24 protein-coding genes are annotated in these 21,606 nt (G+C 60.6%); 12 read left to right on the forward strand and 12 right to left on the reverse strand.

The genetic code is table 11. The features are described 5' to 3' along the window. Positions 1–235: 235 nt before the first annotated feature. Genes CER19_RS12045 through CER19_RS12070 form a run of 6 tightly spaced genes read right to left on the reverse strand, consistent with a single transcriptional unit; the run spans position 236 to position 4,823 of the window. Positions 236–931, reverse strand: coding sequence for an HAD family hydrolase (locus tag CER19_RS12045; RefSeq protein WP_116666584.1), 696 nt, complete (start codon positions 929–931; stop codon positions 236–238). Continuing rightward, positions 928–1,827 carry a tyrosine recombinase XerC gene (gene xerC / locus CER19_RS12050; protein WP_116666585.1) on the reverse strand — a complete coding sequence of 300 codons (900 nt, stop codon included), beginning with the start codon at positions 1,825–1,827 and terminating at the stop codon, positions 928–930. Before xerC ends, CER19_RS12045 begins: the two co-directional genes overlap by 4 nt. Before the next feature lie 2 nt (positions 1,828–1,829). Next, complete coding sequence (locus CER19_RS12055; protein ID WP_014720458.1) at positions 1,830–2,546, reverse strand: DUF484 family protein; 717 nt, start codon at positions 2,544–2,546, stop codon at positions 1,830–1,832. Positions 2,547–2,559: 13 nt separating this feature from the next. After that, the gene (gene dapF / locus CER19_RS12060; RefSeq protein WP_116666586.1) at positions 2,560–3,390 is read right to left on the reverse strand and encodes a diaminopimelate epimerase; all 831 of its coding nucleotides are present in this window, start codon (positions 3,388–3,390) and stop codon (positions 2,560–2,562) included. Between the two features lie 3 nt (positions 3,391–3,393). Then, a complete protein-coding gene (lysA, locus tag CER19_RS12065) occupies positions 3,394–4,641 on the reverse strand; it encodes a diaminopimelate decarboxylase (RefSeq protein WP_116666587.1) in 1,248 nt (415 codons plus the stop codon). A 14-nt stretch (positions 4,642–4,655) separates the two neighbouring features. Then, positions 4,656–4,823, reverse strand: coding sequence for a lipoprotein (locus CER19_RS12070; protein WP_003195417.1), 168 nt, complete (start codon positions 4,821–4,823; stop codon positions 4,656–4,658). Positions 4,824–5,061: 238 nt separating this feature from the next. Here CER19_RS12070 and cyaY point away from each other — a divergent pair, with 238 nt between their 5' ends. From cyaY to rnk, 3 genes are all read left to right on the forward strand, one after another. After that, positions 5,062–5,394 carry an iron donor protein CyaY gene (cyaY, locus tag CER19_RS12075; protein ID WP_017526850.1) on the forward strand — a complete coding sequence of 111 codons (333 nt, stop codon included), beginning with the start codon at positions 5,062–5,064 and terminating at the stop codon, positions 5,392–5,394. 2 nt (positions 5,395–5,396) lie between these two features. After that, positions 5,397–5,615 (forward strand): DUF1289 domain-containing protein, encoded by a 219-nt coding sequence (locus CER19_RS12080; protein WP_032897694.1) that lies wholly within the window; start codon positions 5,397–5,399, stop codon positions 5,613–5,615. Positions 5,616–5,746: 131 nt separating this feature from the next. Then, on the forward strand, positions 5,747–6,160 hold the full coding sequence (rnk, locus tag CER19_RS12085) for a nucleoside diphosphate kinase regulator (protein WP_116666588.1): 414 nt from the start codon (positions 5,747–5,749) through the stop codon (positions 6,158–6,160). Here rnk and CER19_RS12090 read toward each other — a convergent pair. The 3 genes from CER19_RS12090 to CER19_RS12100 form a co-directional block, all read right to left on the reverse strand. Further along, positions 6,157–8,997 (reverse strand): class I adenylate cyclase, encoded by a 2,841-nt coding sequence (locus CER19_RS12090; RefSeq protein WP_116666659.1) that lies wholly within the window; start codon positions 8,995–8,997, stop codon positions 6,157–6,159. The genes rnk and CER19_RS12090 overlap by 4 nt on opposite strands. A gap of 167 nt (positions 8,998–9,164) precedes the next feature. Continuing rightward, complete coding sequence (locus CER19_RS12095) at positions 9,165–9,419, reverse strand: TIGR02647 family protein (protein WP_014720451.1); 255 nt, start codon at positions 9,417–9,419, stop codon at positions 9,165–9,167. 95 nt (positions 9,420–9,514) lie between these two features. Then, positions 9,515–9,799 carry a hypothetical protein gene (locus CER19_RS12100; RefSeq protein WP_014720450.1) on the reverse strand — a complete coding sequence of 95 codons (285 nt, stop codon included), beginning with the start codon at positions 9,797–9,799 and terminating at the stop codon, positions 9,515–9,517. Positions 9,800–9,924: 125 nt separating this feature from the next. On the opposite strand from CER19_RS12100, the gene CER19_RS12105 reads away from it, so the two are divergent. Further along, positions 9,925–10,584, forward strand: a complete 660-nt coding sequence (locus CER19_RS12105) for a glutathione S-transferase family protein (RefSeq protein ID WP_034134046.1) — start codon at positions 9,925–9,927, stop codon at positions 10,582–10,584. Between the two features lie 101 nt (positions 10,585–10,685). Here the strand turns inward: CER19_RS12105 and argH are convergent, their stop codons facing one another. Beyond that, positions 10,686–12,080 (reverse strand): argininosuccinate lyase, encoded by a 1,395-nt coding sequence (gene argH / locus CER19_RS12110; RefSeq protein ID WP_003195396.1) that lies wholly within the window; start codon positions 12,078–12,080, stop codon positions 10,686–10,688. A gap of 501 nt (positions 12,081–12,581) precedes the next feature. Here argH and CER19_RS12115 point away from each other — a divergent pair. From CER19_RS12115 to CER19_RS12145, 7 genes are all read left to right on the forward strand, one after another. After that, positions 12,582–13,328: a LytTR family DNA-binding domain-containing protein gene (locus CER19_RS12115; RefSeq protein ID WP_116666589.1), complete on the forward strand. Its 747-nt coding sequence runs from the start codon at positions 12,582–12,584 to the stop codon at positions 13,326–13,328. A 138-nt stretch (positions 13,329–13,466) separates the two neighbouring features. Then, the gene (hemC, locus tag CER19_RS12120) at positions 13,467–14,408 is read left to right on the forward strand and encodes a hydroxymethylbilane synthase (protein WP_003195391.1); all 942 of its coding nucleotides are present in this window, start codon (positions 13,467–13,469) and stop codon (positions 14,406–14,408) included. After that, positions 14,405–15,163, forward strand: coding sequence for a uroporphyrinogen-III synthase (locus tag CER19_RS12125; protein WP_116666590.1), 759 nt, complete (start codon positions 14,405–14,407; stop codon positions 15,161–15,163). Before hemC ends, CER19_RS12125 begins: the two co-directional genes overlap by 4 nt. Positions 15,164–15,181: 18 nt before the next feature. Further along, the gene (locus CER19_RS12130) at positions 15,182–16,297 is read left to right on the forward strand and encodes a uroporphyrinogen-III C-methyltransferase (protein WP_032894572.1); all 1,116 of its coding nucleotides are present in this window, start codon (positions 15,182–15,184) and stop codon (positions 16,295–16,297) included. 5 nt (positions 16,298–16,302) lie between these two features. Further along, positions 16,303–17,544, forward strand: a complete 1,242-nt coding sequence (locus CER19_RS12135; protein ID WP_116666591.1) for a heme biosynthesis protein HemY — start codon at positions 16,303–16,305, stop codon at positions 17,542–17,544. Between the two features lie 236 nt (positions 17,545–17,780). Then, positions 17,781–18,302 carry a disulfide bond formation protein B gene (locus CER19_RS12140; protein WP_116666592.1) on the forward strand — a complete coding sequence of 174 codons (522 nt, stop codon included), beginning with the start codon at positions 17,781–17,783 and terminating at the stop codon, positions 18,300–18,302. Between the two features lie 209 nt (positions 18,303–18,511). Further along, positions 18,512–18,970, forward strand: coding sequence for an Rsd/AlgQ family anti-sigma factor (locus CER19_RS12145; RefSeq protein ID WP_034129039.1), 459 nt, complete (start codon positions 18,512–18,514; stop codon positions 18,968–18,970). A 52-nt stretch (positions 18,971–19,022) separates the two neighbouring features. Here the strand turns inward: CER19_RS12145 and CER19_RS12150 are convergent, their stop codons facing one another. Next, positions 19,023–19,700, reverse strand: a complete 678-nt coding sequence (locus CER19_RS12150) for an FKBP-type peptidyl-prolyl cis-trans isomerase (RefSeq protein WP_116666593.1) — start codon at positions 19,698–19,700, stop codon at positions 19,023–19,025. A 192-nt stretch (positions 19,701–19,892) separates the two neighbouring features. Between CER19_RS12150 and CER19_RS12155 the strand changes: the two genes are divergently transcribed. Then, the gene (locus tag CER19_RS12155; protein ID WP_116666594.1) at positions 19,893–21,098 is read left to right on the forward strand and encodes an AlgP family protein; all 1,206 of its coding nucleotides are present in this window, start codon (positions 19,893–19,895) and stop codon (positions 21,096–21,098) included. On the opposite strand, the gene CER19_RS12160 is transcribed toward CER19_RS12155, so the two are convergent. Then, positions 21,095–21,559: a TIGR02444 family protein gene (locus tag CER19_RS12160; RefSeq protein ID WP_178088106.1), complete on the reverse strand. Its 465-nt coding sequence runs from the start codon at positions 21,557–21,559 to the stop codon at positions 21,095–21,097. The two genes, CER19_RS12155 and CER19_RS12160, sit on opposite strands and share 4 nt — an antisense overlap. Positions 21,560–21,606: the final 47 nt, after the last annotated feature.

Genomic DNA, 21,606 nt, shown 5'->3' on the forward strand with positions numbered 1-21,606 from the left:
GGAACGGCCACACCTGTCCCTGAAATACAAAACGCCCGATGCGGTGCATCGGGCGTTTTGAGACTGAAACAGGGTGTAAACCTATTTCAGGACTGGACATGGAGTTAAATCTCTCAGGTCAACATACATCAAATGTGGGAGCTGGCTTGCCTGCGATAGCGGTGTATCTGCGAGCCCTGTGTTGATTGGCCCACCGCTATCGCAGGCAAGCCAGCTCCCACATTTTGAGTCAGTATTAACTCCAGCGACTCAGCAAGCTCGGCAACTCCGTCAGGCTGCGAATCTGCGCATCCGGGCGCTTGTCACCCTCCCAGGCCTTGCCCGTGGGGTTGAACCACACCGCCCGCAGTCCCGCCTGTTGCGCGCCGGCGATGTCATCCCCAGGATGATCGCCCACATGCACCGCCGCGCTGGCGTCCACACCGCCACGTTGCAGTGCTTCATGAAACAGCCGTGCATCCGGCTTGGCGATGCCGATATCTTCAGCGCGCAGGGCAAAGTGAAAGTAGTCCGCCAGGCCCACACGCTGCACATCGGCATTGCCATTAGTGATCACGCCGAGCAGGAAGTGCTGGCGCAGCGCCTTGAGCATCGGCTCGGCTTCCGGGAACACCGTGAGTTGGTGGCGTGCCTGGATGAACGCTTCGAAGCAGACATCCGCCATCTCTGTGGCCTCAGGCTGGGGATAACCGGCCTCCTCGAATGCATGCATCAACACGCGATGACGCAGCAGGCTGATACGGTGTTTGAGTTCTGGATGACGCTGCAGCACCTGCTGGCGCAGGCTGGCGAAATGATCCAGGGGCAGATCGCCCACCTTGGCGGCGTTGGCTGCCAGCCATTCGCGCATTGAGGCTTCGGCGCTGATGATGACGGGTACGTTGTCCCAGAGGGTGTCGTCCAGGTCGAAGGTGATCAGCTTGATACTCATGAGTCGCCGCCCTTGATGCGTTTGGCCCGTGGATGGGCGCTGTCGTACACCGTTGCCAGGTGCTGGAAGTCGAGGTGGGTGTAGATTTGCGTGGTCTTGATATCCGAGTGCCCGAGCAGCTCCTGCACGGCGCGCAGGTCCTGGGAGGATTCGAGCAGGTGGCTGGCAAAGGAATGACGCAACATGTGCGGGTGCAGATTCTGCCCCAGCTCGCGCTCGCCGGCAGCCTTGACCCGCAGCTGAATCGCCCGTGGCCCCAGGCGCCGGCCTTGCTGGCTGACAAACACGGCGTCGTCTGCCGGGTTGGTCAAGAGGCGTAGCGGCAGCCATAGCTGCAAGGCTTCGCGGGCTTTCCTGCCCACGGGCAGTACGCGCGTCTTGCTGCCTTTGCCGAGCACTTGCACCAGGCCATCGGCGAGGTCCAACTGATCGAGGTTCAGGCCCGTCAGCTCCGACAGGCGCAGGCCCGAGGAATAGAACAGCTCGAGGATGGCCTGGTCGCGATGGGCCAGGAAGTCATCCTCGACGGCACCGTCGAGCAATTGCAGAGCGCGGTCGGTGTCCAGGGTCTTGGGCAGGCGCCGTTCGCCTTTGGGCGGTGACAGGCCATTGGCCGGGTCGTGGTCGCACAGGCCCTCGCGATTGAGGTAGTGATAGAGGCCGCGCACCGCCGACAGCAGGCGAGACAGGCTGCGGGAAGATTGGCCCTGCTGGTGCAATCGGGCGATCAGGCTGCGCAGGGCCTGGATATCCAGGGCTGTCCAACTGCTGACGTGCTGTTTTTCACAATAGGCCAGGACCTTGTTCAAGTCCCGCCGATAAGCTTCCAGCGTGTGAGACGACACCTGGCGCTCATTGCGCAGGTGAGCGCAGTAAGCGTCCAGTTGCCGCTCCATGATCAGCGCACCGCGCGCAAGGTGGTGGTGTGGCGTGGCAGCACGCGACCCAGCACTTCGGCGATATAGGTCAGGAACAGCGTGCCCACCGAGCTTTTGTAGTGCGCCGGGTCGCGGCTGGCGATGGCCAGTACCCCGTGCAAGCCTTGATGGCTGAGGGCGATAACGGCCGTAGAGCCGATCTGCTTGCGCTGTTCGGCGCCAAACAGGAAGTCCAGCTCATGCTCGCGCAAGGTGCCGCTGACAGTTTTGCCTTCGGACAGCAGGCCGCCGATGGCCGTCTGCGCTTCGCCACCTGTGACCCAGCGGCCCACCGGCATCGGGTTGTCGCTGAACAGGATCAGACTGACGAAGGGCACCTGGAAATCCTCACGCAGGCTGTCTTCCACGGCGATCACCGTTTCTTCCAGGCTGGTGGCATCCATCAGGGTCAGAATCAGGCGGCGGGTCTTGTCGAACAAGCGGTCGTTGTCGCGGGCCACGTCCATCAGATGAGAGAGCCGGTGGCGCATTTCAATATTGCGCTCGCGCAGGATCTTCATCTGCCGCTCCACCAGCGACACGGTATCGCCGCGCTGGTGGGGGATGCGCAGGGCTGGCAGCAGTTCTTCGTGCTCGACGAAGAAGTCCGGATTAGCCTCAAGGTACGCCGCGACGGCAGCGGCCTCCAGGCTTTCACTCGGGGTAGCGTGTGCGGGTACTTGAGGCTTATCGGTCATTAGCTTGGCTCACTCATAGACGGACCTGTCCTTCGTATACACGCGTGGCCGGCCCGGTCATCATCACCGGGTGGCCAGGGCCTGCCCATTCGATGGACAAACGTCCGCCGGGCAGGTCGATCAACAGTGGCGAATCCATCCACCCCTGGCTGATCGCGGCCACGGCAGCGGCGCAAGCACCGGTGCCGCAAGCCTGGGTTTCGCCGACGCCGCGTTCCCATACGCGCAATTGCGCACGGTTACGGTCGATCACCTGCAAAAAGCCCACATTGGCCCTTGCCGGAAAGCGCGGGTGATGTTCGATCTTCGGCCCCAGTTCGTGCACGGGGGCGTTATTGATATCGGTGACCCGCAGCACTGCATGGGGGTTGCCCATGGACACGGCGGCGATCTCCACGGATTTGCCATCCACGTCCAACGGGTAACTGAGGGCCTGCTCGGTAGCCTGGAACGGAATATCCGCCGGCACCAGGCGCGGCGCGCCCATGTTGACGCTGATCTGGCCATCGTTGCGGATGTCCAGTTCGATCACGCCGCCTTTGGTTTCGACGCGAATCTGGCGTTTGGCAGTCAGGCGTTTGTCGAGCACAAAGCGCGCAAAGCAGCGCGCGCCGTTGCCGCACTGTTCCACTTCGGAACCGTCGGAGTTGAAGATCCGGTAGCGGAAATCCACCTCCGGGTTGCTCGGCGCCTCGACCAGCAGCAACTGGTCGAAACCGATTCCGGTGTGGCGATCGCCCCACTGTTTGGCGTGCTTGGGCAGGATGTGCGCGTGCTGGCTGACCAGGTCGAGGACCATGAAATCATTACCCAGCCCGTGCATCTTGGTAAAACGCAGCAGCATGGCTTACTCCGGCAGCAGGCTTTCGCCAGCATACAACTCGGCTACCGTCTCGCGGCGACGCACTTCAAATGCTTGATCACCGTCCACCAGCACCTCGGCGGTACGCCCGCGGGTGTTGTAGTTGGAACTCATGACAAACCCGTAAGCACCGGCCGAATGCACGGCCAGCAGATCACCTTCCTCAAGCGCCAGCTCACGATCCTTGGCCAGGAAGTCGCCGGTCTCGCAGATGGGCCCGACGATGTCATAGGAGCGGGCTTCGCTTGTGCGCGGCGTCACGGCGGTGACATCCATCCAGGCCTGGTACAGCGCCGGGCGGATCAGGTCGTTCATCGCCGCATCGACGATGGCGAAATCCTTGTGCTCGGTATGCTTGAGGTACTCGACCTGGGTCAGCAGCACGCCAGCGTTGGCGACGATATAGCGGCCCGGCTCGAACATCAGCGTCAGGTCGCGGCCTTCGATGCGTTCGCGCACGGCCTGGATATAGTCGGCAATCAGCGGCGGCTCTTCATCGCGATAACGCACGCCCACGCCACCACCGAGGTCGATGTGGTGCAGGTAGATGCCGCACTCGCCCAGGCGCTCGATCAAGGCCAGCAGGCGGTCGAGGGCATCCAGGAACGGTGGCAGGGTGGTCAGTTGCGAGCCGATATGGCAGTCGACACCCAGCACTTCCAGGTTCGGCAGTTGGGCGGCGCGGATGTACACGTCCTCGGCGTCGGCGATGGCAATGCCGAACTTGTTCTCTTTGAGACCGGTGGAGATGTACGGGTGGGTGCCGGCGTCGACGTCCGGGTTGACTCGCAGGGAGATCGGCGCACGCACGCCCATTTCGGCCGCGACCACTTGCAGGCGCTCCAGCTCGTCGGTGGATTCGACGTTGAAGCAATGCACGCCGACTTCCAGGGCGCGGCGCATGTCTTCGCGGCTCTTGCCGACGCCGGAGAAGACGATTTTGTCCGCCTGGCCACCGGCGGCCAGTACGCGTTCCAGCTCGCCACGGGACACGATGTCAAAACCAGCGCCAAGACGCGCCAGGACGTTGAGTACACCCAGGTTGGAGTTGGCCTTGACTGCGTAGCACACCAAGTGCGGCACGCCGTCGAGCGCGTCGGTGAACGAGCGGTATTGGGCTTCGATATGCGCACGCGAATACACATAGGTTGGGGTGCCGAAGCGCTGGGCAATCGCGGACAAGGCCACGCCTTCCGCGAACAGCTCGCCGTCCCGGTAGTTAAAAGCGTCCATAAGTTTCCCTTAACTTAGTAGGTGTCGTGCTTATGGGCTTTTGACGGCTTTTGCGACGATTGCGCCTGTTCGTTTGGATCTTTGCTGTCATCCGGCAGGTACAACGGGCCTTTCTGGCCACAGGCACTAACGAGGCAAGCGACCGCGACGAGCGCAGCAAGGGAAGAGATCAGGCGCTTCATGGCGAAATCCTTGAATATGCATTAATTGCGCCCGAGTATACCGACCACCCGCCAGCTTGCCTATGCGCCGCAACACCCGTCCGGCGGGGGTTTGCCGAGACAGTAGGGAAGCAGGCTACGATGCCAGGGGATATTTCGTACCGTCATCCGTGATCAAATCAGTATCCTTTGCAATCGGCGAAGCTCGCCCGTATCGTGCGGCGCTTGAGCAAAACCAGACACTTTTGAGGTTGCCACAATGAGTTTGACCGAAGCCCGTTTTCACGACCTGGTGGATGCCACCCAGGAGAAGCTGGAAGATATTTTCGACGACAGCGACCTGGACGTGGACCTGGAAAACTCGGCCGGTGTGCTGACCGTCAAGTTCGAGAGCGGCCAGCAATTGATCTTCAGTCGCCAGGAGCCACTGCGTCAGCTGTGGCTGGCGGCGCGTTCCGGTGGCGTTCACTTCGACTACGACGAAGAAAGCGGCAAATGGCAGTGCGACAAGAGTGAAGAGTTGCTGGGTGAGATGCTCACGCGCCTGGTCCAGGAATATACCGGCGTCGAGCTGGATTTCGACGAGATCTGATGGTGAGTGAGCCTGCAACCGTACGCCCGCCCAAGCCGCTGTTCAGCAACGTCAGCCCGGCAGTGCCGTCACCTTGTATCAGTTTGTGTCGCCTGGACGAGCAGAAAGTCTGCCTGGGCTGCTTCCGCCACGTGGAAGACATCCGGGAATGGCGCTCTGCCGACGATGCGCGGCGCCGGGTGATCTGCGCCGAGGCCGAGCAGCGCAAGGCGAGCACCTGACGGCGTCTTGTTTATTTGTGTCGCTGTGGTAGTGTCCGGATACACCTCCATTCATCGAGGTCCGTGAGAACCCCGCCTTTTTCTGGCGGGGTTTTGCTTTTTTGTGCAGAAAAAAGGAGTCTGCCTGAATCATGACCACCGCACCGTCCATCATTCTTACCCGTCTTGACGTGCAGCGTCTGGAGCAACTGATCGACCGCTTGGGCGACGAGTTTCCCGGCGTCGAAGCGTTGCAAGCCGAACTCGACCGCGCCGAAGACGTGGTTGGTCACGATGAAGTGCCTGCGGGTGTCGTGACCATGAACTCCAGCGTGCATTGCCGTGAGCAAAGCAGCGGCAAGGACTATCACCTGACGCTGGTCTACCCCAAGGACGCGAACGCCGACGAAGGCAAGATCTCGATCATGGCACCCGTGGGCAGCGCATTGCTCGGCCTGCAAGTGGGCCAGCACATCGACTGGCCGGCGCCAGGCGGCAAGACCCTGAAGCTGGAATTGCTCAGCGTCGAAGGCCAGCCCAAAGATGGTGGCGCCTTCCCGCTCTAAACCTGATTCAAGGCCGCATTGAGTGACTGTTCCAGTTCGGCTTTATAGCGCAGGTACAGATTGCTTGGGCTTTGCACATCACCGAGCAGTCCCGACAGATCCAGATCAGTGATATAGCAGCGGTAACGCTCGGTTTCCCGACGTTGCCCGACGATCTCCCGGGCGACCACCGCAAACAGCTGGTCGCCAAATTCCAGTTCGGAAAACTCCCGCTGATTGCAATACAGGGTGATCCCTACGTGGCCTGGCGCGCCTTTGCCGATAATCGCCTGCACGTCATAAAACGCCTTGTTGGCAGGGTCTTGCGGGGCCGGCCTTGGCTCAACGCCCCGCGCACGGCCGCTGCCCGATGGCAACAGTTGGTAGTACAGGATCTGTACCTCGCCCGCGGGTTGCTGGGCGTCCAGGGACGATAGCGCTTCGCGGCGGTACAGGATCGATTGCAAAAAGCGCTGCAGCGGTGCCAACAGGCTTTGCTCATCATGAAACGGCAAGTGCTGCTGCCAAAGCGCGTTGAATTCGTCGAGCACGTAGACGTCGGCGAAGCCTTCATTGACGCGGTAGAACACCTGCACACACTCCGCTTGGCCCATGGGCAGCAGCAGCGCCAGGTCGTGGTCTTCCAGGGCCATGGCGTCCAGGTGCCACGGGCTGTAGCTGGCCAGCTCCTCGCTGAGGTAGGCGATCAGCGTGTCCTGGGTCGGCAGTGACACATGGGTGGCCTGGCCCGGTACCAGTTCCATAACGTGATAATGCTGCTGCACCTGGAGCAGGTAGCGATGATTGCCCTGGCCGAGCAGCAGATGCTGCGCGGTGTCGAATACCTCTTCTACACGTTGGGCAATGAACTGTGCCCGGTTGTGGCAAAAACAACGCACTCGAAGGCGTGGCAGATGGTTCGATGGCAGTTGATTGAGGTAGTCGCGCAGGCAGTCGAGCAGGGCGTGGGGGCCGTCATAGCGGCTGACCATCACTTCGTTCCAGCTGTTGAGCGTGACCTGGTCCAGGGTCAGCACCAGGTTGTCGCGCACGCCGGCATAGCTCAGGGAGTCGGTGCGCTCTGTGGTCATCAGGATATTCAGGTCGCGATGATGCTTGAGTGGGTCAACCCCAACGTTGATCAGCAGCAGCACCTCTTCCGGCACTGCCGGGCGCAGCAAGCGGCTCTCATCGACACTGGCCAGGGGCAGGGCGATGGTCTGTTGCAGGCTGCCCAACAGGTTGAACAGCTCGAACTCGGTCATGTCGCTGGTGCCGGGGTGCAGCGCCAGACGGGTGCTGCTGTCGATCACGCCGTTGCGATGGCACCAGGTGAGCATTTCCAGCAGGTCGCGGCTGCGTTTGATCGGCGCGAAGTGTTCCCACTCCAGAGCAGTAAGGTTGCCGTTATACAGGCCCCAATGGTGCTGGCCCGGCTCCTTGCGGTTGGGCGACTGCACCAGGGTCAAGGTGTCTTCGGCCAAGTCCGGGGCGATGCCGGGGTTGATGAACTCGACCTTGCCGGCCTTGCGCTCGAACGCCGCGTACAAGCGGCGGCCCAGTACATTGAGTTCGCGCTTATTGACCGCGCTGGCGGTGTGTTCGCTGCGAGTGAACTGGGTGAGGAAGCGGTAGCTGTAGTTCAACTCATTGACTAAAGCGCGGCGCTCGGAGGCGACCTGGCGCACTTTCCATTGGCTGCGGCTGTCCAGCAGGGCCAGTTGGCGCGTGTCCCAACCCCACTCATGCGCCAGGCGTTCCAGCAGCTGCCGTTGCCAACCGGCGGTGCGCTGGCCGGCGCTGAGCTTGCGGTTGACCTTCAGGTACAGGCTGCGCCGCACCAATTCCAGGCGCTCCAGCTCGTTGCGGGCCTTGAGGTATTCCTCGATACGGCGGTAGACCATGATGTACGGGTCCAGCTCATCCAGGTCTACCTGATGGCTGAACACCGCCTGTTTGAAGCGCAGGCTCAGGCAGTGCACGTTCGGGTGTTCGCTGGCGTAGACCTCGGTCAGCAGCAGCTTGAGCACCGACTTGTAGGGCGACTCGATGCCCTTGAACAGTTGCCACAGCCCGGCACCAATAAACTCCCCCGGAGGTATATGAGCCAGATGGCCGAGGTCGAGGGTTTCATCGGCGCGGATAAAGCGCTTGGAAACCAGGGCGTGAGTAAACTCGGCGTAGCGGTTTTCTTCGTAGACCGGCACCAGCCACCAAATGGGCGTGCGCCCGGCCAGCCAGATTGCGGTGCGATAGAACTCATCCAACAGCAGGTAGTGCTGGGTGGTGCCGCAGTCGTCGGAACTCAGTGGCGTATCGCGATCACCCAACACAAAGCGCGTCGGGTCGATCAGGAAGAAATGCGCCTCGGCGCCCATGCCCAAGGCCCAGGTTTCCAGCAGTTGGCACTTTTTGCGTAGCTCGGCCAGCTCGGTCTCGCTCAGGTCGGGAGCGTGGCACACCCACACGTCCATATCGCTTTGATCGGCCTGCGCCAGCGTGCCAAGGCTGCCCATCAGGAACAAGCCGTGGATCGGCGTAGGCGGGTTGCCGTGGCGCGGTTTATAGGAGAACGAACGGGTCAGGCGCTGGGCATCGGCCAGGGCCTGGGTGTCCGGTTCGAAATTCGACAGGCCGGCTGGTGTGTTACTGGAGACATAGCCCGGCAACAGCGGATGATTGACGTGGAAAAACAGCGGCAACAAAGCCAGCACGCTTTGCTGGCGTGGCGTCAGCCCCTCGACGGCCCGGGCCATGCGGCCTTGATTGAGGGTCATGAAACGCGCGCGCAGTTGGGTCAGCACCTTACGGTCGATGCCTTCGTCCAGATCGGGGCGGATTTCATGGGTGCGGGTCATGTCGAACTCGGTGGCTCGCAGCCCGACGCGGGCGGCCATGCAGGAGTTTACAGACAGTAGCGTAGGAGTTTTAGAGGGAAGTGGCTTTTTGGCGTCAGAATTTCGTATGCCGCGCAGCAACACCCGCGGAATCCGCAGGCGGCGGACTCCATGGGCGGTATCAAGTATCAGGCGGCTTCTTTGGTGTTGGCAGTAGTCAGGATGGTCAGCAGGGTTTGGGCTTGCTCGGCAGCGTCCCGGCCAAGGCTCGTCAGGTAGCCCCCGTCCGGTTGGTCGATCAGCCCTTTGGCATGGAGGCGCTTGGCAGCGGCGATGGCAGTAGGGGCGGCAGTCTGATGGACTTTCAAGCCTTCCTTGGTGCTGTCCAAGGGGAATAGTACAAGGATTTCCAGTTCGGCAACCAACTCAGGGGTATACGACATAAGGACTCCAGACTTTCTAAAATTTATTAGAGGCTAGCAGGCCATAAGGTGAACGCACTTTGCCGAACTGTCCAGCGTGTTGCTGTGTGCCGGGGTTATTCCTTTTCCGGTGGCAGCTCGGGCAGTGCCCGCAGTGCCGTTTCATACCACTCGGTATTGAAGGCGCGGTCATCTTCGAGCATGGCGTCGATCTCGAACGCCAGCACGTGAGCCATCAGATTCAGGATATCTTCGCGCTCGTAACCCACCAGGGTCAGTTTGTTGAACGTAGCCTTGGCCGCTGGCGGGTTATCGCTCTCGATCTGGTTCTCGATGGCTTCGATCAGCGTGGTCTCGGTGAATTCTTCTTCGTCGTTGTCGATATCGGTCGGCTCGCTCATGGCAGGCTCCTCAAGGAAAGGGCGTCAGTCTACCCCCATTCAGGTGGGTGATGCTGCTGGTCAGGGTGGCCTCGAGGATCTATAACTCTTGCAGCCAACCCCACACCCGGCCTGGAGGCTTTGCAATGCTCAAGCTTTACGGATTTTCGGTCAGCAACTACTACAACATGGTCAAGCTGGCGCTATTGGAGAAAGGACTGCCCTTCGAAGAGGTGCCTTTTTATGCTGGGCAAACTCCCGAAGCCTTGGCGGTAAGCCCCCGCGGCAAAGTGCCGGTGCTGGGTGTGAAGCAGGGGTTCATCAACGAAACCAGCGTCATCCTCGAATACCTGGAGCAGAGCCAGGAAGGCCCTGCGCTGCTGCCCGCCGACCCGTTTGCGCGGGCACAGGTGCTGGCGCTGTGCCGTGAGATCGAGCTGTACATCGAGCTGCCTGCGCGGGCGTGTTACGGCGAGGCTTTTTTCGGCATGACGGTGCCGGAGGCGATCAAGGAAAAGTCCAGGGCCGAGCTGTTGCTTGGGATCGGTACGTTAGGCCGGCACGCTAAGTTCGCGCCTTATGTGGCAGGGGAGAGCTTCACCCTCGCGGACCTGTATTTCATGTACAGCTTGAACCTGGCCTGCGGTGTGGGCGAGAAGCTGTTTGGGTTGGACCTGCTGGCGCAGTTGCCGAAGGCGAAGACCTTGTTAGCGCGCCTGAATGAGATGCCCAACGCGCAGAAGGTAGAGGCGGACAGGCAGGCGGCGATGCCAGCGTTCATGGCGATGATTGCGGCCAAGAAATAAATCTTTGGCATCTGATAAGAGCGCCATCGCGGGCAAGCCAGCTCCCACATTTTGATGTGTGAACCCAATCAAATGTGGGAGCTGGCTTGCCTGCGATGCTTTTAGCGGCTGGCGAGCAATTCTTTGCCGCGCACGACCGCTGCCTTGACCTGTGCCGGCGCAGTGCCGCCCACATGATTACGGGCATTCACCGAGCCTTCCAGGGTCAGCACGGCAAACACATCCTGCTCGATCTGGTCGCTGAACTGGCGCAGTTCTTCCAGGCTCATTTCCGCCAAGTCCTTGCCGGTGTCCACACCGTACTTCACGGCGTGGCCGACAATTTCGTGGCAGTCACGGAACGGCAGGCCACGGCGCACCAGGTAGTCCGCCAGGTCGGTCGCGGTGGAGAAACCACGCAGGGCCGCCTCACGCATGATCGCGTGCTTGGGCTTGATCGCCGGGATCATGTCGGCAAAGGCGCGCAGCGAGTCGCGCAGGGTGTCGGCGGCGTCGAACAGCGGCTCTTTGTCTTCCTGGTTGTCCTTGTTGTAGGCCAGTGGTTGGCCTTTCATCAGGGTCAGCAGGCCCATCAGTGCGCCGAATACACGGCCACTCTTGCCACGCACCAGCTCTGGCACGTCGGGGTTTTTCTTTTGCGGCATGATCGAGCTGCCGGTGCAGAAGCGGTCCGGCAGGTCGATGAACTGAAATTGCGCGCTGGTCCACAGCACCAGTTCTTCGGAGAAGCGCGACAGGTGCATCATCGCGATGCTGGCCGCGGCGCAGAATTCGATGGCGAAGTCCCGGTCCGACACGCCGTCAAGTGAGTTGCCGCCCACGGCGTCAAAGCCCAGCAGTTGTGCGGTGTACTCACGGTCGATCGGGTAGGTGGTGCCGGCCAGTGCAGCGCTGCCCAACGGCATACGGTTGGCGCGCTTGCGGCAATCGACCAGGCGCTCGTAGTCGCGGCTGAGCATTTCGAACCAGGCCAGCAGGTGGTGGCCGAAGGTCACAGGCTGTGCGGTCTGCAGGTGAGTGAAGCCCGGCATGATGGTGTCCGATTCGCGCTCGGCCTGCTCCAGCAAACCTTTTTGCAGGCGGGTGATTTCGCCCAGGATCAGGTCAATCTCATCGCGCAGCCACAGGCGGATATCGGTGGCGACCTGATCGTTACGGCTACGGCCAGTGTGCAATTTTTTGCCGGTCACGCCGATGCGATCGGTCAGGCGTGCCTCGATGTTCATGTGCACGTCTTCGAGGTCGACGCGCCAGTCGAACGTCCCTGCCTCGATCTCACCGCGGATGGTGGTCAGGCCGTCGATGATGCTGTCACGCTCGGCGTCGGTCAGCACGCCGACCTTGGCCAGCATCGTGGCGTGGGCGATGGAGCCCATGATGTCGTGGCGGTACAGGCGTTGATCGAAGGTGACGGAGGCGGTGAAGCGCGCGACGAAGGCGTCGACGGGTTCACTGAAGCGGCCGCCCCAGGACTGGTTGGTCTTGTCGGTGCTCATGGATTCGCTCGTGATCTGCTTAAAAGAGGCATGAAGGTGTGCCGGCGATCATAACAGGGTTGCCCGTGGAGGCGGTGCTGCGGGTGGCCGGCAATTTTATTTGTGTAAGAGATGGCTAAGTGCCTTGCCGCCGACCGCATCCGGGACGAGACTGGGGGCAGGTACTTATTGAAACGATATTTGACGATTGAGCAATGTCGCCTCAGTGAGCGTCTACAGTTGGACTGATAGTGTGTGAATGCACCAAAGTCGGGTGATGCGGTCATAACCAGACTATCCATTAAACAGGGGGGTATTCGGATTGTTTATCAGTGAACCCTACGACGATGCCCGAAGGCAGCGGGTCTTGGGCGCTATTGAACAGGTCCGGGTAAATTTGGGTGCCATTCTCAGGGCACTTTTTGCCGCTCGCGCTAGTCTTAGCGTGGATCGCTGTGACGTCAGTCACCGCACCTGTCTACGCTATCCTTGTGCGAGACTCACGCAGGAATCCAGCGCAATATGAATGTCCTGATCGTTGATGACGAACCCCAAGCCCGCGAGCGACTGAGCCGTTTGGTCAGTGAACTCGAGGGTTATACAGTCCTTGAACCGAGTGCCACCAGCGGCGAGGAGGCGTTGACGCTGATCGACAGCCACAAGCCGGACGTCGTGCTGCTCGATATCCGCATGCCGGGCTTTGATGGCCTGCAGGTCGCCGCCCGCTTGAGCGAACGCGAATCGCCGCCCGCCGTGGTGTTGTGTGCGGCGCAGGATGAGTTTTCTGCACAGGCGCTGGAAGACAGCGGTGTCAGTTTTCTCGTCAAGCCGGCCACTGCCGAAGCCTTGCTCAAAGCCTTGAAAAAAGCCGAGCGTCCCAGCCGCGCCCAACTGGCTGCCTTGACGCAACCGGCTGCGCAAAGTGGTAACGGGCCACGCAGCCATATCAGCGCGCGTACCCGCAAGGGCATCGAACTGATCCCACTCGGCCAGGTGGTCTACTTTATTGCCGATCACAAGTACGTGACCTTGCGCCACGAGACCGGTGAAGTGTTGCTCGATGAGCCGCTCAAGGCCCTTGAAGATGAGTTTGGCGATCGTTTCGTGCGCATTCATCGCAACGCGCTGGTCGCCCGTGAACGCATCGAGCGCTTGCAGCGCACGCCCCTGGGGCATTTTCAGCTATTCCTGAAGGGGCTTAATGGCGATGCGTTGATCGTCAGCCGACGCCATGTCGCTGGCGTGCGCAAGATGATGCAGCAGCTTTAGCCCAAGGGCTGCGGCGTGGTCTGCATTCCTTATCCCGGTGCGACGTGGCCAGGGAGGCCCCGCACTTGCTGATTCAAATCAAAGCGTATTTGCCTGAGCTGTTATTATCCGCCGTATCTATTCAGTACGGATTGATCCATGTCCTCTCGCGAAATCCGCATCGCCACCCGTAAAAGCGCCCTGGCCTTGTGGCAGGCCGAATACGTCAAAGCACGCCTTGAGCAGGCCCATCCCGGCCTCAAGGTATCCCTGGTGCCCATGGTCAGTCGCGGCGACAAGCTGCTGGACTCGCCACTGTCGAAAATCGGCGGCAAGGGCCTGTTCGTCAAGGAACTGGAAACCGCGCTGCTGGACAACGAAGCCGACATCGCCGTGCATTCGATGAAAGACGTGCCCATGGACTTCCCTGAAGGCCTGGGCCTTTTTTGTATCTGCGAGCGCGAAGACCCGCGCGACGCCTTTGTTTCCAACACCTTCGCGTCCCTGGACGAATTGCCGCTGGGCAGTATCGTCGGCACCTCCAGCCTGCGCCGCCAGGCCCAGTTGCTGACGCGACGTCCCGACCTGCAGATCCGCTTTTTGCGTGGCAACGTCAACACGCGCCTGGCCAAGCTCGACGCCGGCGAATACGACGCGATCATCCTCGCTGCTGCCGGCCTGATCCGCCTGGGCTTTGAAGACCGTATCACCTCGGCCATCAGCGTCGAAGACAGTCTGCCGGCTGGCGGGCAGGGCGCAGTCGGCATTGAATGCCGCACCGCCGACAGCGAAATTCACGCGCTGCTAAAACCTCTCGATCACGCAGACACCGAAGTGCGCGTCACCGCCGAGCGTGCCTTGAACAAACACCTTAACGGTGGCTGCCAAGTGCCCATCGCCTGCTATGCCGTACTCGAGGGTGAGAACCTGTGGCTGCGTGGCTTGGTCGGTGATCCGGACGGCGGTAACCTGCTGACCGCCGAGGTGCGTGGGCCGCAACGTGATGCCACGGCCCTGGGGATTCAGGTCGCCGAAGCGTTGCTGGAAAAAGGCGCGGGTGCCATTTTGCAAAAAGTCTATGGCGAGGCCGGCCCGCAGTGACCGAATGGCGAGTGCTGCTGACACGGCCTGCCGAGGAGTCGACGGCCCTGGCGGCGTTATTAGCCCAGAGCGGTGTTCACAGCAGCTGCCTGCCTTTGCTGGAGACTGAAGCGTTGCCGGTGACCGCTGAACAACACGCGGTGTTCGGCGCGCTGCCGCGCTATTGCGCTGTCATCGTGGTGAGCAAACCGGCTGCGCGCCTGGCGTTGCAGCGGTTGGGGGACAGTGTGCCGCCAATGCCCTGGTTCAGTGTCGGCGCGGCCACGGCCCAGATACTGGCCGATCATGGCCTCAACGTTCACTATCCCGCCACGGGCGATGACAGCGAGGCCTTGCTTGAACTGCCCGCCTTGCGCGAGGCTATTGCACTGCCGGGCGCACGGGTGTTGATCCTGCGCGGCGAGGGCGGGCGCGAGTTGCTGGCAGAGCGTTTACACGAGCAAGGTGCTAGTGTCGATTACCTGGAATTGTATCGGCGTTTTCTTCCGGTGTATGAGAAGGGCGCGTTGATGCAACGCATCCAGTTGGAACGCTTGAACGGCCTGGTGGTCAGCAGTGGGCAGGGTTTTTTACACCTGCACGCGTTAGCCGGCCCCGATTGGCCAGAGGTGGCACAGCTGCCGTTGTTCGTGCCCAGCCCGCGTGTATATGAAATGGCGCGGGCCGCGGGTGCAGAAAAAGTTGTGGATTGTCGCGGCGCGAGTGCCGCGGCTTTGTTAGTGGCGTTAGGGAGCTATCCCGTTCCCACTCTCTGATACGCAAAGGACGGATACGTGAGCGAAACAGCCTTGCCTAAAGATGAAGCTCAGCCCGCGCTTGATGCGCCGGTCGAGACACCGGTCAGCGCGCCACGCCGTGGCAATGGCCTGGCCATTGTCGCCTTGCTGCTGGGCGCTGCGGGCGTAGCCGCCGGCGGCTGGGGGATCTGGCAGGTCCGTGCCCTGCAAGCCAGCAGCCAGCACCAACTGGGCCAGGTGCAGACCCTGGATGACCAGTCCCAGAGCCTCAAGCAAGGCCAGCAACAGCTGGCCGCCCGCCTGGCGCAGTTGCCGGGTGCGGATGAGCTGGAAGAGCGTCGCCGTCTGGTCACTCAGTTGCAGGGTGATCAGCAGCGCCTCAACCAGCGTCTGGAAACCGTGTTGGGTGCCAGCCGCAAGGACTGGCGCCTGGCCGAGGCCGAGCATCTGATCCGTCTGGCCAGCTTGCGTTTGTCCGCCTTGCAAGACATCAACAGCGCCCAGTCGCTGGTCCAGGGTGCCGACGAGATTCTTCGCGAACAGAGCGACCCAGGGTCTTTCGCCGCACGCGAGCAACTGGCCAAGAGCCTGGCCGCGCTACGCAGCACCGAACAACCGGACCGTACCGGCCTGTACCTGCAATTGGCTGCCTTGCGTGACCAGGTGGTGCAACTGGCGGCGATTGCCCCGGAGTATCAGCTCACGGAGCCTGCTTCCCAGGGGCGTCCCACCAGCGATACGCAGAACCAGTTGAGCCAGTGGTGGGAGCAGATTTCCCGTTACTTCCGCATCGACTTCAACCCAGACGACAACATCCGCCCATTGTTGGCAGGCCAAGGCCTGAACCAAGTGCGGCTGGCCTTGAGCCTGGCGCTGGAGCAAGCCCAATGGGCTGCGCTTAACGGCGAGGCGGCGGTGTACAGCCGCTCGTTGGGAGAAGCGCGCAGCGTATTGCAGGACAACTTCAACCAGGACAACCCGCAGAGCAAGGCGATGCTGGCGCGTATTGCCGAGCTTGAGCCCAAGGCGGTGTCGGTGGTCACGCCTGACCTGGCTGCGAGCCTGGCCGCTGTGCAGGCGTACCTTGAACGTCGTCATCAGTCTGCCGACGAAGCCAAGGCCTCGGCTGGCAAGCCGGCGACCCAGGAGTAGAGCTGATGAAGCGTTTCTATGTGATCCTGGTGCTCGCAATTGCGGTCGCCCTGGCGCTGGGTGTGGGCATTTCGAAGCACACCGGCTACGTGTTGATTACCTATCCTCACCTGCTGCATTACGAATCAAGCCTGTGGGCGACATTAGTGGCGGTGGTCGCCATTGGCTTGGCGATTTACCTGATCCGCGTGTTGTGGAGCCTGGTCACCACATCCGGTGGCGTGGTCAACCCTTGGTCACGACGCAACCGCAGCCGTCGTGTGCAGATCGCTATCGAGCAAGGCCAGATGGACCTCGCCGAGGGCCGCTGGGCCAGCGCCGAGCGCCACCTGCACCGCGCCGCCGAAGCAGAGCGCCAACCCCTGCTGTATTACATCGGTGCCGCCCGTGCGGCCAATGAACAGGGCCGTTATGAGGAATCCGACGGTTTGCTGGAGCGCGCCCTGGAGCGCCAGCCCCAGGCAGAACTGGCCATTGCACTGAGCCATGCGCAGTTGCAGATGGACCGTGGCGATACGGAAGGTGCACTGGTCACTCTTCAGGCGATGCATGAGCGTCACCCGCATAACGCGCAAGTGCTGCGACAGTTACAACGTCTGCATCAGCAGCGTGGCGATTGGTCGTCAGTGATTCGCCTGCTGCCCGAGTTGCGCAAGGACAAAGTCTTGCCCGCCAGCGAGCTGGCCGAGCTGGAACGTCGCGCCTGGGGCGAGAACCTGAGCCTGGCGGCCCAGCGTGAAGAGCAAGGCGAAGCAGGGTTGCAGTCTCTGGAGCGCGCGTGGGAGCAACTGACCGCAGCCCAGCGCCAACAGCCACAACTGGTATTGGCGTATGCCGACCAACTGCGTCGATTGGGCGCGGATGCCAAGGCCGAAGAAGTGCTGCGTGGTGCCCTTAAACGCGGTTATGACAGTCACCTGATCCGGTTGTATGGCCTGCTGCGCGGCAGTGATCCTGCGCGGCAACTGAAGTTTGCCGAAGGCTGGCTCAAGGACCATCCAGGCGATGCCAGCCTGCTGCTGACGCTGGGTCGTCTGTGCCTGCAAAACAGTCTGTGGGGCAAGGCGCGGGATTATCTGGAAAGCAGCCTGCAAGTACAGCGCAATCCCGAAGCCTGCGCCGAATTGGCTCGCCTGCTGGCCCAATTGGGCGATACCGAGCGCAGCAACCAGCTGTTTCAGGAAGGCTTGGGGTTGCTCGACAATCGTCTGCTGTCCTCGCCGCTGCCAGTGCCTGCGCGAGTTTGAAGTAGGAAAGGGTGGATGGGTTGGCTAGGACCGATCTGACACCCAATCCTTCAAACCCTGCAACCCCTCGGCTTAACTGGCTTTGTTACTAATTCCTACTTGTTGTGGCTGATTTTCCTCGGGCCCGTGGCGGGATGTCCTTATGTTTTCGAGGAAATGTCCTCTCTAGGGCGTATTGAAAGGGGTCGGGCCTTTCCTCTACCGTAGCGACCTATCTCTTGCAGTGCGGATAAACAATGTCTCTGGCCCCTTTACGCTCTTTGTTTTTCCTGGCGTTCATGGCGGGTGCGCTGACGTTGGGCGCGTCTTACTACCTTCAATACGGTGCGCTGCTACGACCTTGTTTTCTATGCCAGGTACAACGCCTGTTCCTCGCCTCTTTTGCATTGATCAACCTGATTGCCGCGCTTCACAAACCTGGGCGTTCCGGCCTTTGCCTTTATGGGTTGGCGAGCATGGGCTGTGCGTTGCTGGGTGCCATCACCGCAGGCCGGCAAGTCCTGTTGCAGAACAGGCCGGCAAGCCAGGTGGGGGATTGCTGGCCCAGTCTGCAGCACATGCTTGAAAACCTGTCTGTCTGGCAGGCAATGCGCTCGGTGTTCAATGGTACGGTCGATTGCGTTGAAATCAACTGGACGCTGTTTGACTTGAGCCTGCCTGAGTGGAGCCTGCTGTTTTTTGTGGCGATGCTGATCCTGGGGTTCATGCAGGTATCACGGTTGTTGTTCGGCAGGCATTTGCGCCTCGCAACGCCTTGAAAACGAGACTCAGGTTGTAGGCGCGGATTAAACACTTGTATGAACATTCTCTCCTGCGTACCTTGAAGCCATAGTCATGCGGGCATAATCTGGCCCGCACGCGTTATCCAAACCGCTTGTCAGACGCGGCCTTGTCCGTCTGCCGCTTCATCCTTGAAGTGTCGCGCAGGTACAGAGCTGCGGCGCCCCAATAGGGAAGAGAGATCATCATGTTGGAAAGTTGTCAGAATGCTCAGGAACGCTGGGGTGGTGTGCACAAGCTGATCGATAGATGGCTGCTGGAGCGCCACGAACTGATTCAGGCCTATGACACTCTTGGTGCCCATCCCGATGCATTGGCTGAGAAGCAAAAGCCTCTGCAAGAATTCTGCGGGTCTTTGGTGGATTACGTGTCTGCGGGTCATTTTGAGGTTTATGAGCAGCTGACCGGCGAAGCGAAAGCCTTCAATGACAAACGCGGATTGGAATTGGCCGAAACCCTTTACCCGCGCATTGATGTGATCACCGAGAAGCTACTGGCCTTTAATGATCTGTGTGATGAAGGCAAGTGTGTTGCTGAAAAATTCAAGGAACTCGGCGGTCTGCTCCATGAGCGTTTCGAATTGGAAGATTGCCTGATCGAAGTGTTGCACACGGCCCACAAACAAAAGGCTGCTGTCCAGGCCTGATCCTTGGCGGCGAGATAAAAAACGGTGCGCATGTCGCACCGTTTTTTATGGGTCAGTGGCGAGTGCCGAGCAGTTCAATTTCGAACACCAGCGGCGTATAGGGTGGGATCAACTCACCTGCGCCGTCTGCGCCATAGGCCTGGGCTGAAGGAATCACCAGGCGCCATTTCGCACCCACCGGCATCTGTTGCAATGCACTGCTCCAACCGCTGATCACGCTGTTCAGGCGAAACCATTGCGGTTGCGTACTTTTGTCGAAGACAGTTCCGTCAGGCAGTCGGCCTACGTATTTCACCTGCACTTCATCGCTGGCCAACGGCTTGTTGCCAGTGCCCGGTGCCAGCTCGGTGAGCAGGATCCCATCGGCCAACTGACGAACGCCAGCGGCGGCTTTTTCCCTTGAGAGAAATTGCTGCTCGGCAGCGAGTGCCTTTTCGCTTTGAGGTCGTTGGGCGTCGGCGGCGCTCTGCGCTTCGTGCTGCGCGAGGATCTGTTCGATGCGCGCGTTATCCAGCGCCAGTGGCTTGCCTTGGTAGGCTTGCTTGAGTCCGTCGAGCAGGGCCTGTATCTGCAGGTCGGGGACTTCCTGGCGCAACCGTTCGCCAAGGCTTGCGCCCAGGCTATAGGCAAGATCGTGCGGGGCTACGGCGGTGGTGTTTGACGAGGGTTGCTCGCTTGCATCGGCCACGCAAATCGCCAAGCCGAACACTAGAAAAAGGTAACGCGACATGGGCATGCTCCCGGCGAAAGTGCGACGGATTATGCCAGTGCGAGTGCGTAAAAAGTGGCGTGGTTTTCCGTTATATCGATAAGAATTTTCGCACGGTGCAACGCAAGGCAAAGGATACTGTCAACATGCCCTAGCGGCGGTAAGAGCAGAGGGCTAGTATGAGCCGCACCCACGTCAGCCAGGAGGTAAACCATGTCGGCCAAACAGAAGCCTGTAAATACCCCGTTGCACTTGCTCCAACAACTTTCGGGCAGCCTGCTCGAACATCTGGAAAGCGCGTGCTCCCAAGCCTTGGCTGATGCAGAAAAACTGCTCGCCAAACTGGAAAAGCAACGCGGTAAAGCGCAAGAAAAGCTGCACAAGTCCCGCACCAAACTGCAAGATGCCGCCACTGCCGGCAAGTCCAAGGCGCAAGCCAAAGCCAAAGGCGCGGTCAAAGAACTTGAAGAGCTGCTGGATGCTCTCAAGGATCGCCAAGCCGAAACCCGCAGCTACATTTCCCAACTCAAAAAAGACGCTCAAGAAAGCCTGAAACTGGCCCAAGGCGTTGGCCGTGTGAAGGAAGCCGTAGCTAAAGCACTGGGTGCTCGTACGCCTGCAAAAGTTGCCGCTAAGCCAGTCGCTAAAACCGCTGCTTCCAAACCAGCCGCCAAGCCAGCCGCTAAGCCAACTGCTAAAACTGCTGCTGCCAAGCCAGCTGCTAAAACCGCTGCTGCCAAACCAGTTGCTAAAACCGCTGCTGCCAAACCAGCTGCCAAGCCGGTTGCTAAAACCGCAGCTGCCAAACCAGCCGCGAAGCCAGTTGCTAAAACTGCTGCTGCCAAACCAGCCGCTAAGCCAACTGCTAAAACTGCTGCTGCCAAACCAGCCGCGAAGCCAGTTGCTAAAACTGCTGCTGCCAAACCAGCCGCGAAGCCAGTTGCTAAAACTGCTGCTGCCAAACCAGCCGCTAAGCCAACTGCTAAAACTGCTGCTGCCAAACCAGCCGCGAAGCCAACTGCTAAAACTGCTGCTGCCAAGCCGGCAGCGAAGCCAGCTGCTAAAACCGCAGCTGCCAAACCAGCCGCTAAGCCAGCTGCTAAAACTGCTGCTGCCAAACCAGCTGCCAAGCCAGTTGTTAAAACTGCTGCCGCCAAACCAGCTGCCAAGCCAGTCGCTAAAACCGCAGCTGCCAAACCGGCCGCAAAGCCAGCCGTTAAAACTGCTGCTGCCAAACCAGCCGCTAAGCCAGCCGCTAAACCTGCTGCTGCCAAACCAGCCGCAAAGCCAGCGCCCGCAAAGCCAGCTACTCCAGCAGCACCCGCTGCCACTCCGGCAGCAGCCACCGCTCCAACTGCATCGGCCAGCAGCACCCCTGCCCCGGTAGCGCCAAGCACCACCCCAACCAGCGCTTCCTAAGTGTTGGTGGCCATGACGCGCAATTGCAGCAGCGCGTCGTGGTCAAGGTTGGCGGCTTCGGTCGCCAGGCCTTCAAGCCAGTCTTGCTGACCCACCACCTCATTGATCGGCCATGCCTGCGCCAGCGCTTCCAAGCGCGCCAGCAGCGTTCTTTCGGCCTCCAGCTCCAGTGTCTTGACCTGCTCTCGTAGTGATGCCAACTGCGCATCCTGCTGGACCAAGGCGCGCCATTGCACGCGCATTTGGCGTAGCGGTTCGACAACCTGCACCTGCCACGGATGAGCGATCTGTTGCAATGCCTGAGCGCGTTCGGGCTTGTACGCCACACCTCGTTTTTCCAGCCACGCACCACACAACAACAGGCACACGTCTGCCCCTTGCTCCTGCAAGCGCAGGCAGGCGGCCTCCACGCCCGGGCGGGCATAGGTCGAAAGGGCAAAGCTCCACAGGTCAGCGCACATATTCACACCCAAGCCAGCGGCCAACGAAGCTGGTAGACTCCGCCGCC

Origin of the sequence: Pseudomonas sp. GL93 (assembly GCF_003408955.1) — a bacterium.
Taxonomy (GTDB): Bacteria; Pseudomonadota; Gammaproteobacteria; order Pseudomonadales; family Pseudomonadaceae; genus Aquipseudomonas; species Aquipseudomonas paracarnis.

Coding starts and splice junctions, on each gene's coding strand:
- CER19_RS12045 (WP_116666584.1), bottom strand. CDS start 931: ATGAGTATCAAGCTGATCACCTTCGACCTGGACGACACCCTCTGGGAC.
- xerC (WP_116666585.1), bottom strand. CDS start 1,827: ATGGAGCGGCAACTGGACGCTTACTGCGCTCACCTGCGCAATGAGCGC.
- CER19_RS12055 (WP_014720458.1), bottom strand. CDS start 2,546: ATGACCGATAAGCCTCAAGTACCCGCACACGCTACCCCGAGTGAAAGC.
- dapF (WP_116666586.1), bottom strand. CDS start 3,390: ATGCTGCTGCGTTTTACCAAGATGCACGGGCTGGGTAATGATTTCATG.
- lysA (WP_116666587.1), bottom strand. CDS start 4,641: ATGGACGCTTTTAACTACCGGGACGGCGAGCTGTTCGCGGAAGGCGTG.
- CER19_RS12070 (WP_003195417.1), bottom strand. CDS start 4,823: ATGAAGCGCCTGATCTCTTCCCTTGCTGCGCTCGTCGCGGTCGCTTGC.
- cyaY (WP_017526850.1), top strand. CDS start 5,062: ATGAGTTTGACCGAAGCCCGTTTTCACGACCTGGTGGATGCCACCCAG.
- rnk (WP_116666588.1), top strand. CDS start 5,747: ATGACCACCGCACCGTCCATCATTCTTACCCGTCTTGACGTGCAGCGT.
- CER19_RS12090 (WP_116666659.1), bottom strand. CDS start 8,997: ATGACCCGCACCCATGAAATCCGCCCCGATCTGGACGAAGGCATCGAC.
- CER19_RS12095 (WP_014720451.1), bottom strand. CDS start 9,419: ATGTCGTATACCCCTGAGTTGGTTGCCGAACTGGAAATCCTTGTACTA.
- CER19_RS12100 (WP_014720450.1), bottom strand. CDS start 9,799: ATGAGCGAGCCGACCGATATCGACAACGACGAAGAAGAATTCACCGAG.
- CER19_RS12105 (WP_034134046.1), top strand. CDS start 9,925: ATGCTCAAGCTTTACGGATTTTCGGTCAGCAACTACTACAACATGGTC.
- argH (WP_003195396.1), bottom strand. CDS start 12,080: ATGAGCACCGACAAGACCAACCAGTCCTGGGGCGGCCGCTTCAGTGAA.
- CER19_RS12115 (WP_116666589.1), top strand. CDS start 12,582: ATGAATGTCCTGATCGTTGATGACGAACCCCAAGCCCGCGAGCGACTG.
- hemC (WP_003195391.1), top strand. CDS start 13,467: ATGTCCTCTCGCGAAATCCGCATCGCCACCCGTAAAAGCGCCCTGGCC.
- CER19_RS12135 (WP_116666591.1), top strand. CDS start 16,303: ATGAAGCGTTTCTATGTGATCCTGGTGCTCGCAATTGCGGTCGCCCTG.
- CER19_RS12140 (WP_116666592.1), top strand. CDS start 17,781: ATGTCTCTGGCCCCTTTACGCTCTTTGTTTTTCCTGGCGTTCATGGCG.
- CER19_RS12145 (WP_034129039.1), top strand. CDS start 18,512: ATGTTGGAAAGTTGTCAGAATGCTCAGGAACGCTGGGGTGGTGTGCAC.
- CER19_RS12150 (WP_116666593.1), bottom strand. CDS start 19,700: ATGTCGCGTTACCTTTTTCTAGTGTTCGGCTTGGCGATTTGCGTGGCC.
- CER19_RS12155 (WP_116666594.1), top strand. CDS start 19,893: ATGTCGGCCAAACAGAAGCCTGTAAATACCCCGTTGCACTTGCTCCAA.
- CER19_RS12160 (WP_178088106.1), bottom strand. CDS start 21,559: ATGTGCGCTGACCTGTGGAGCTTTGCCCTTTCGACCTATGCCCGCCCG.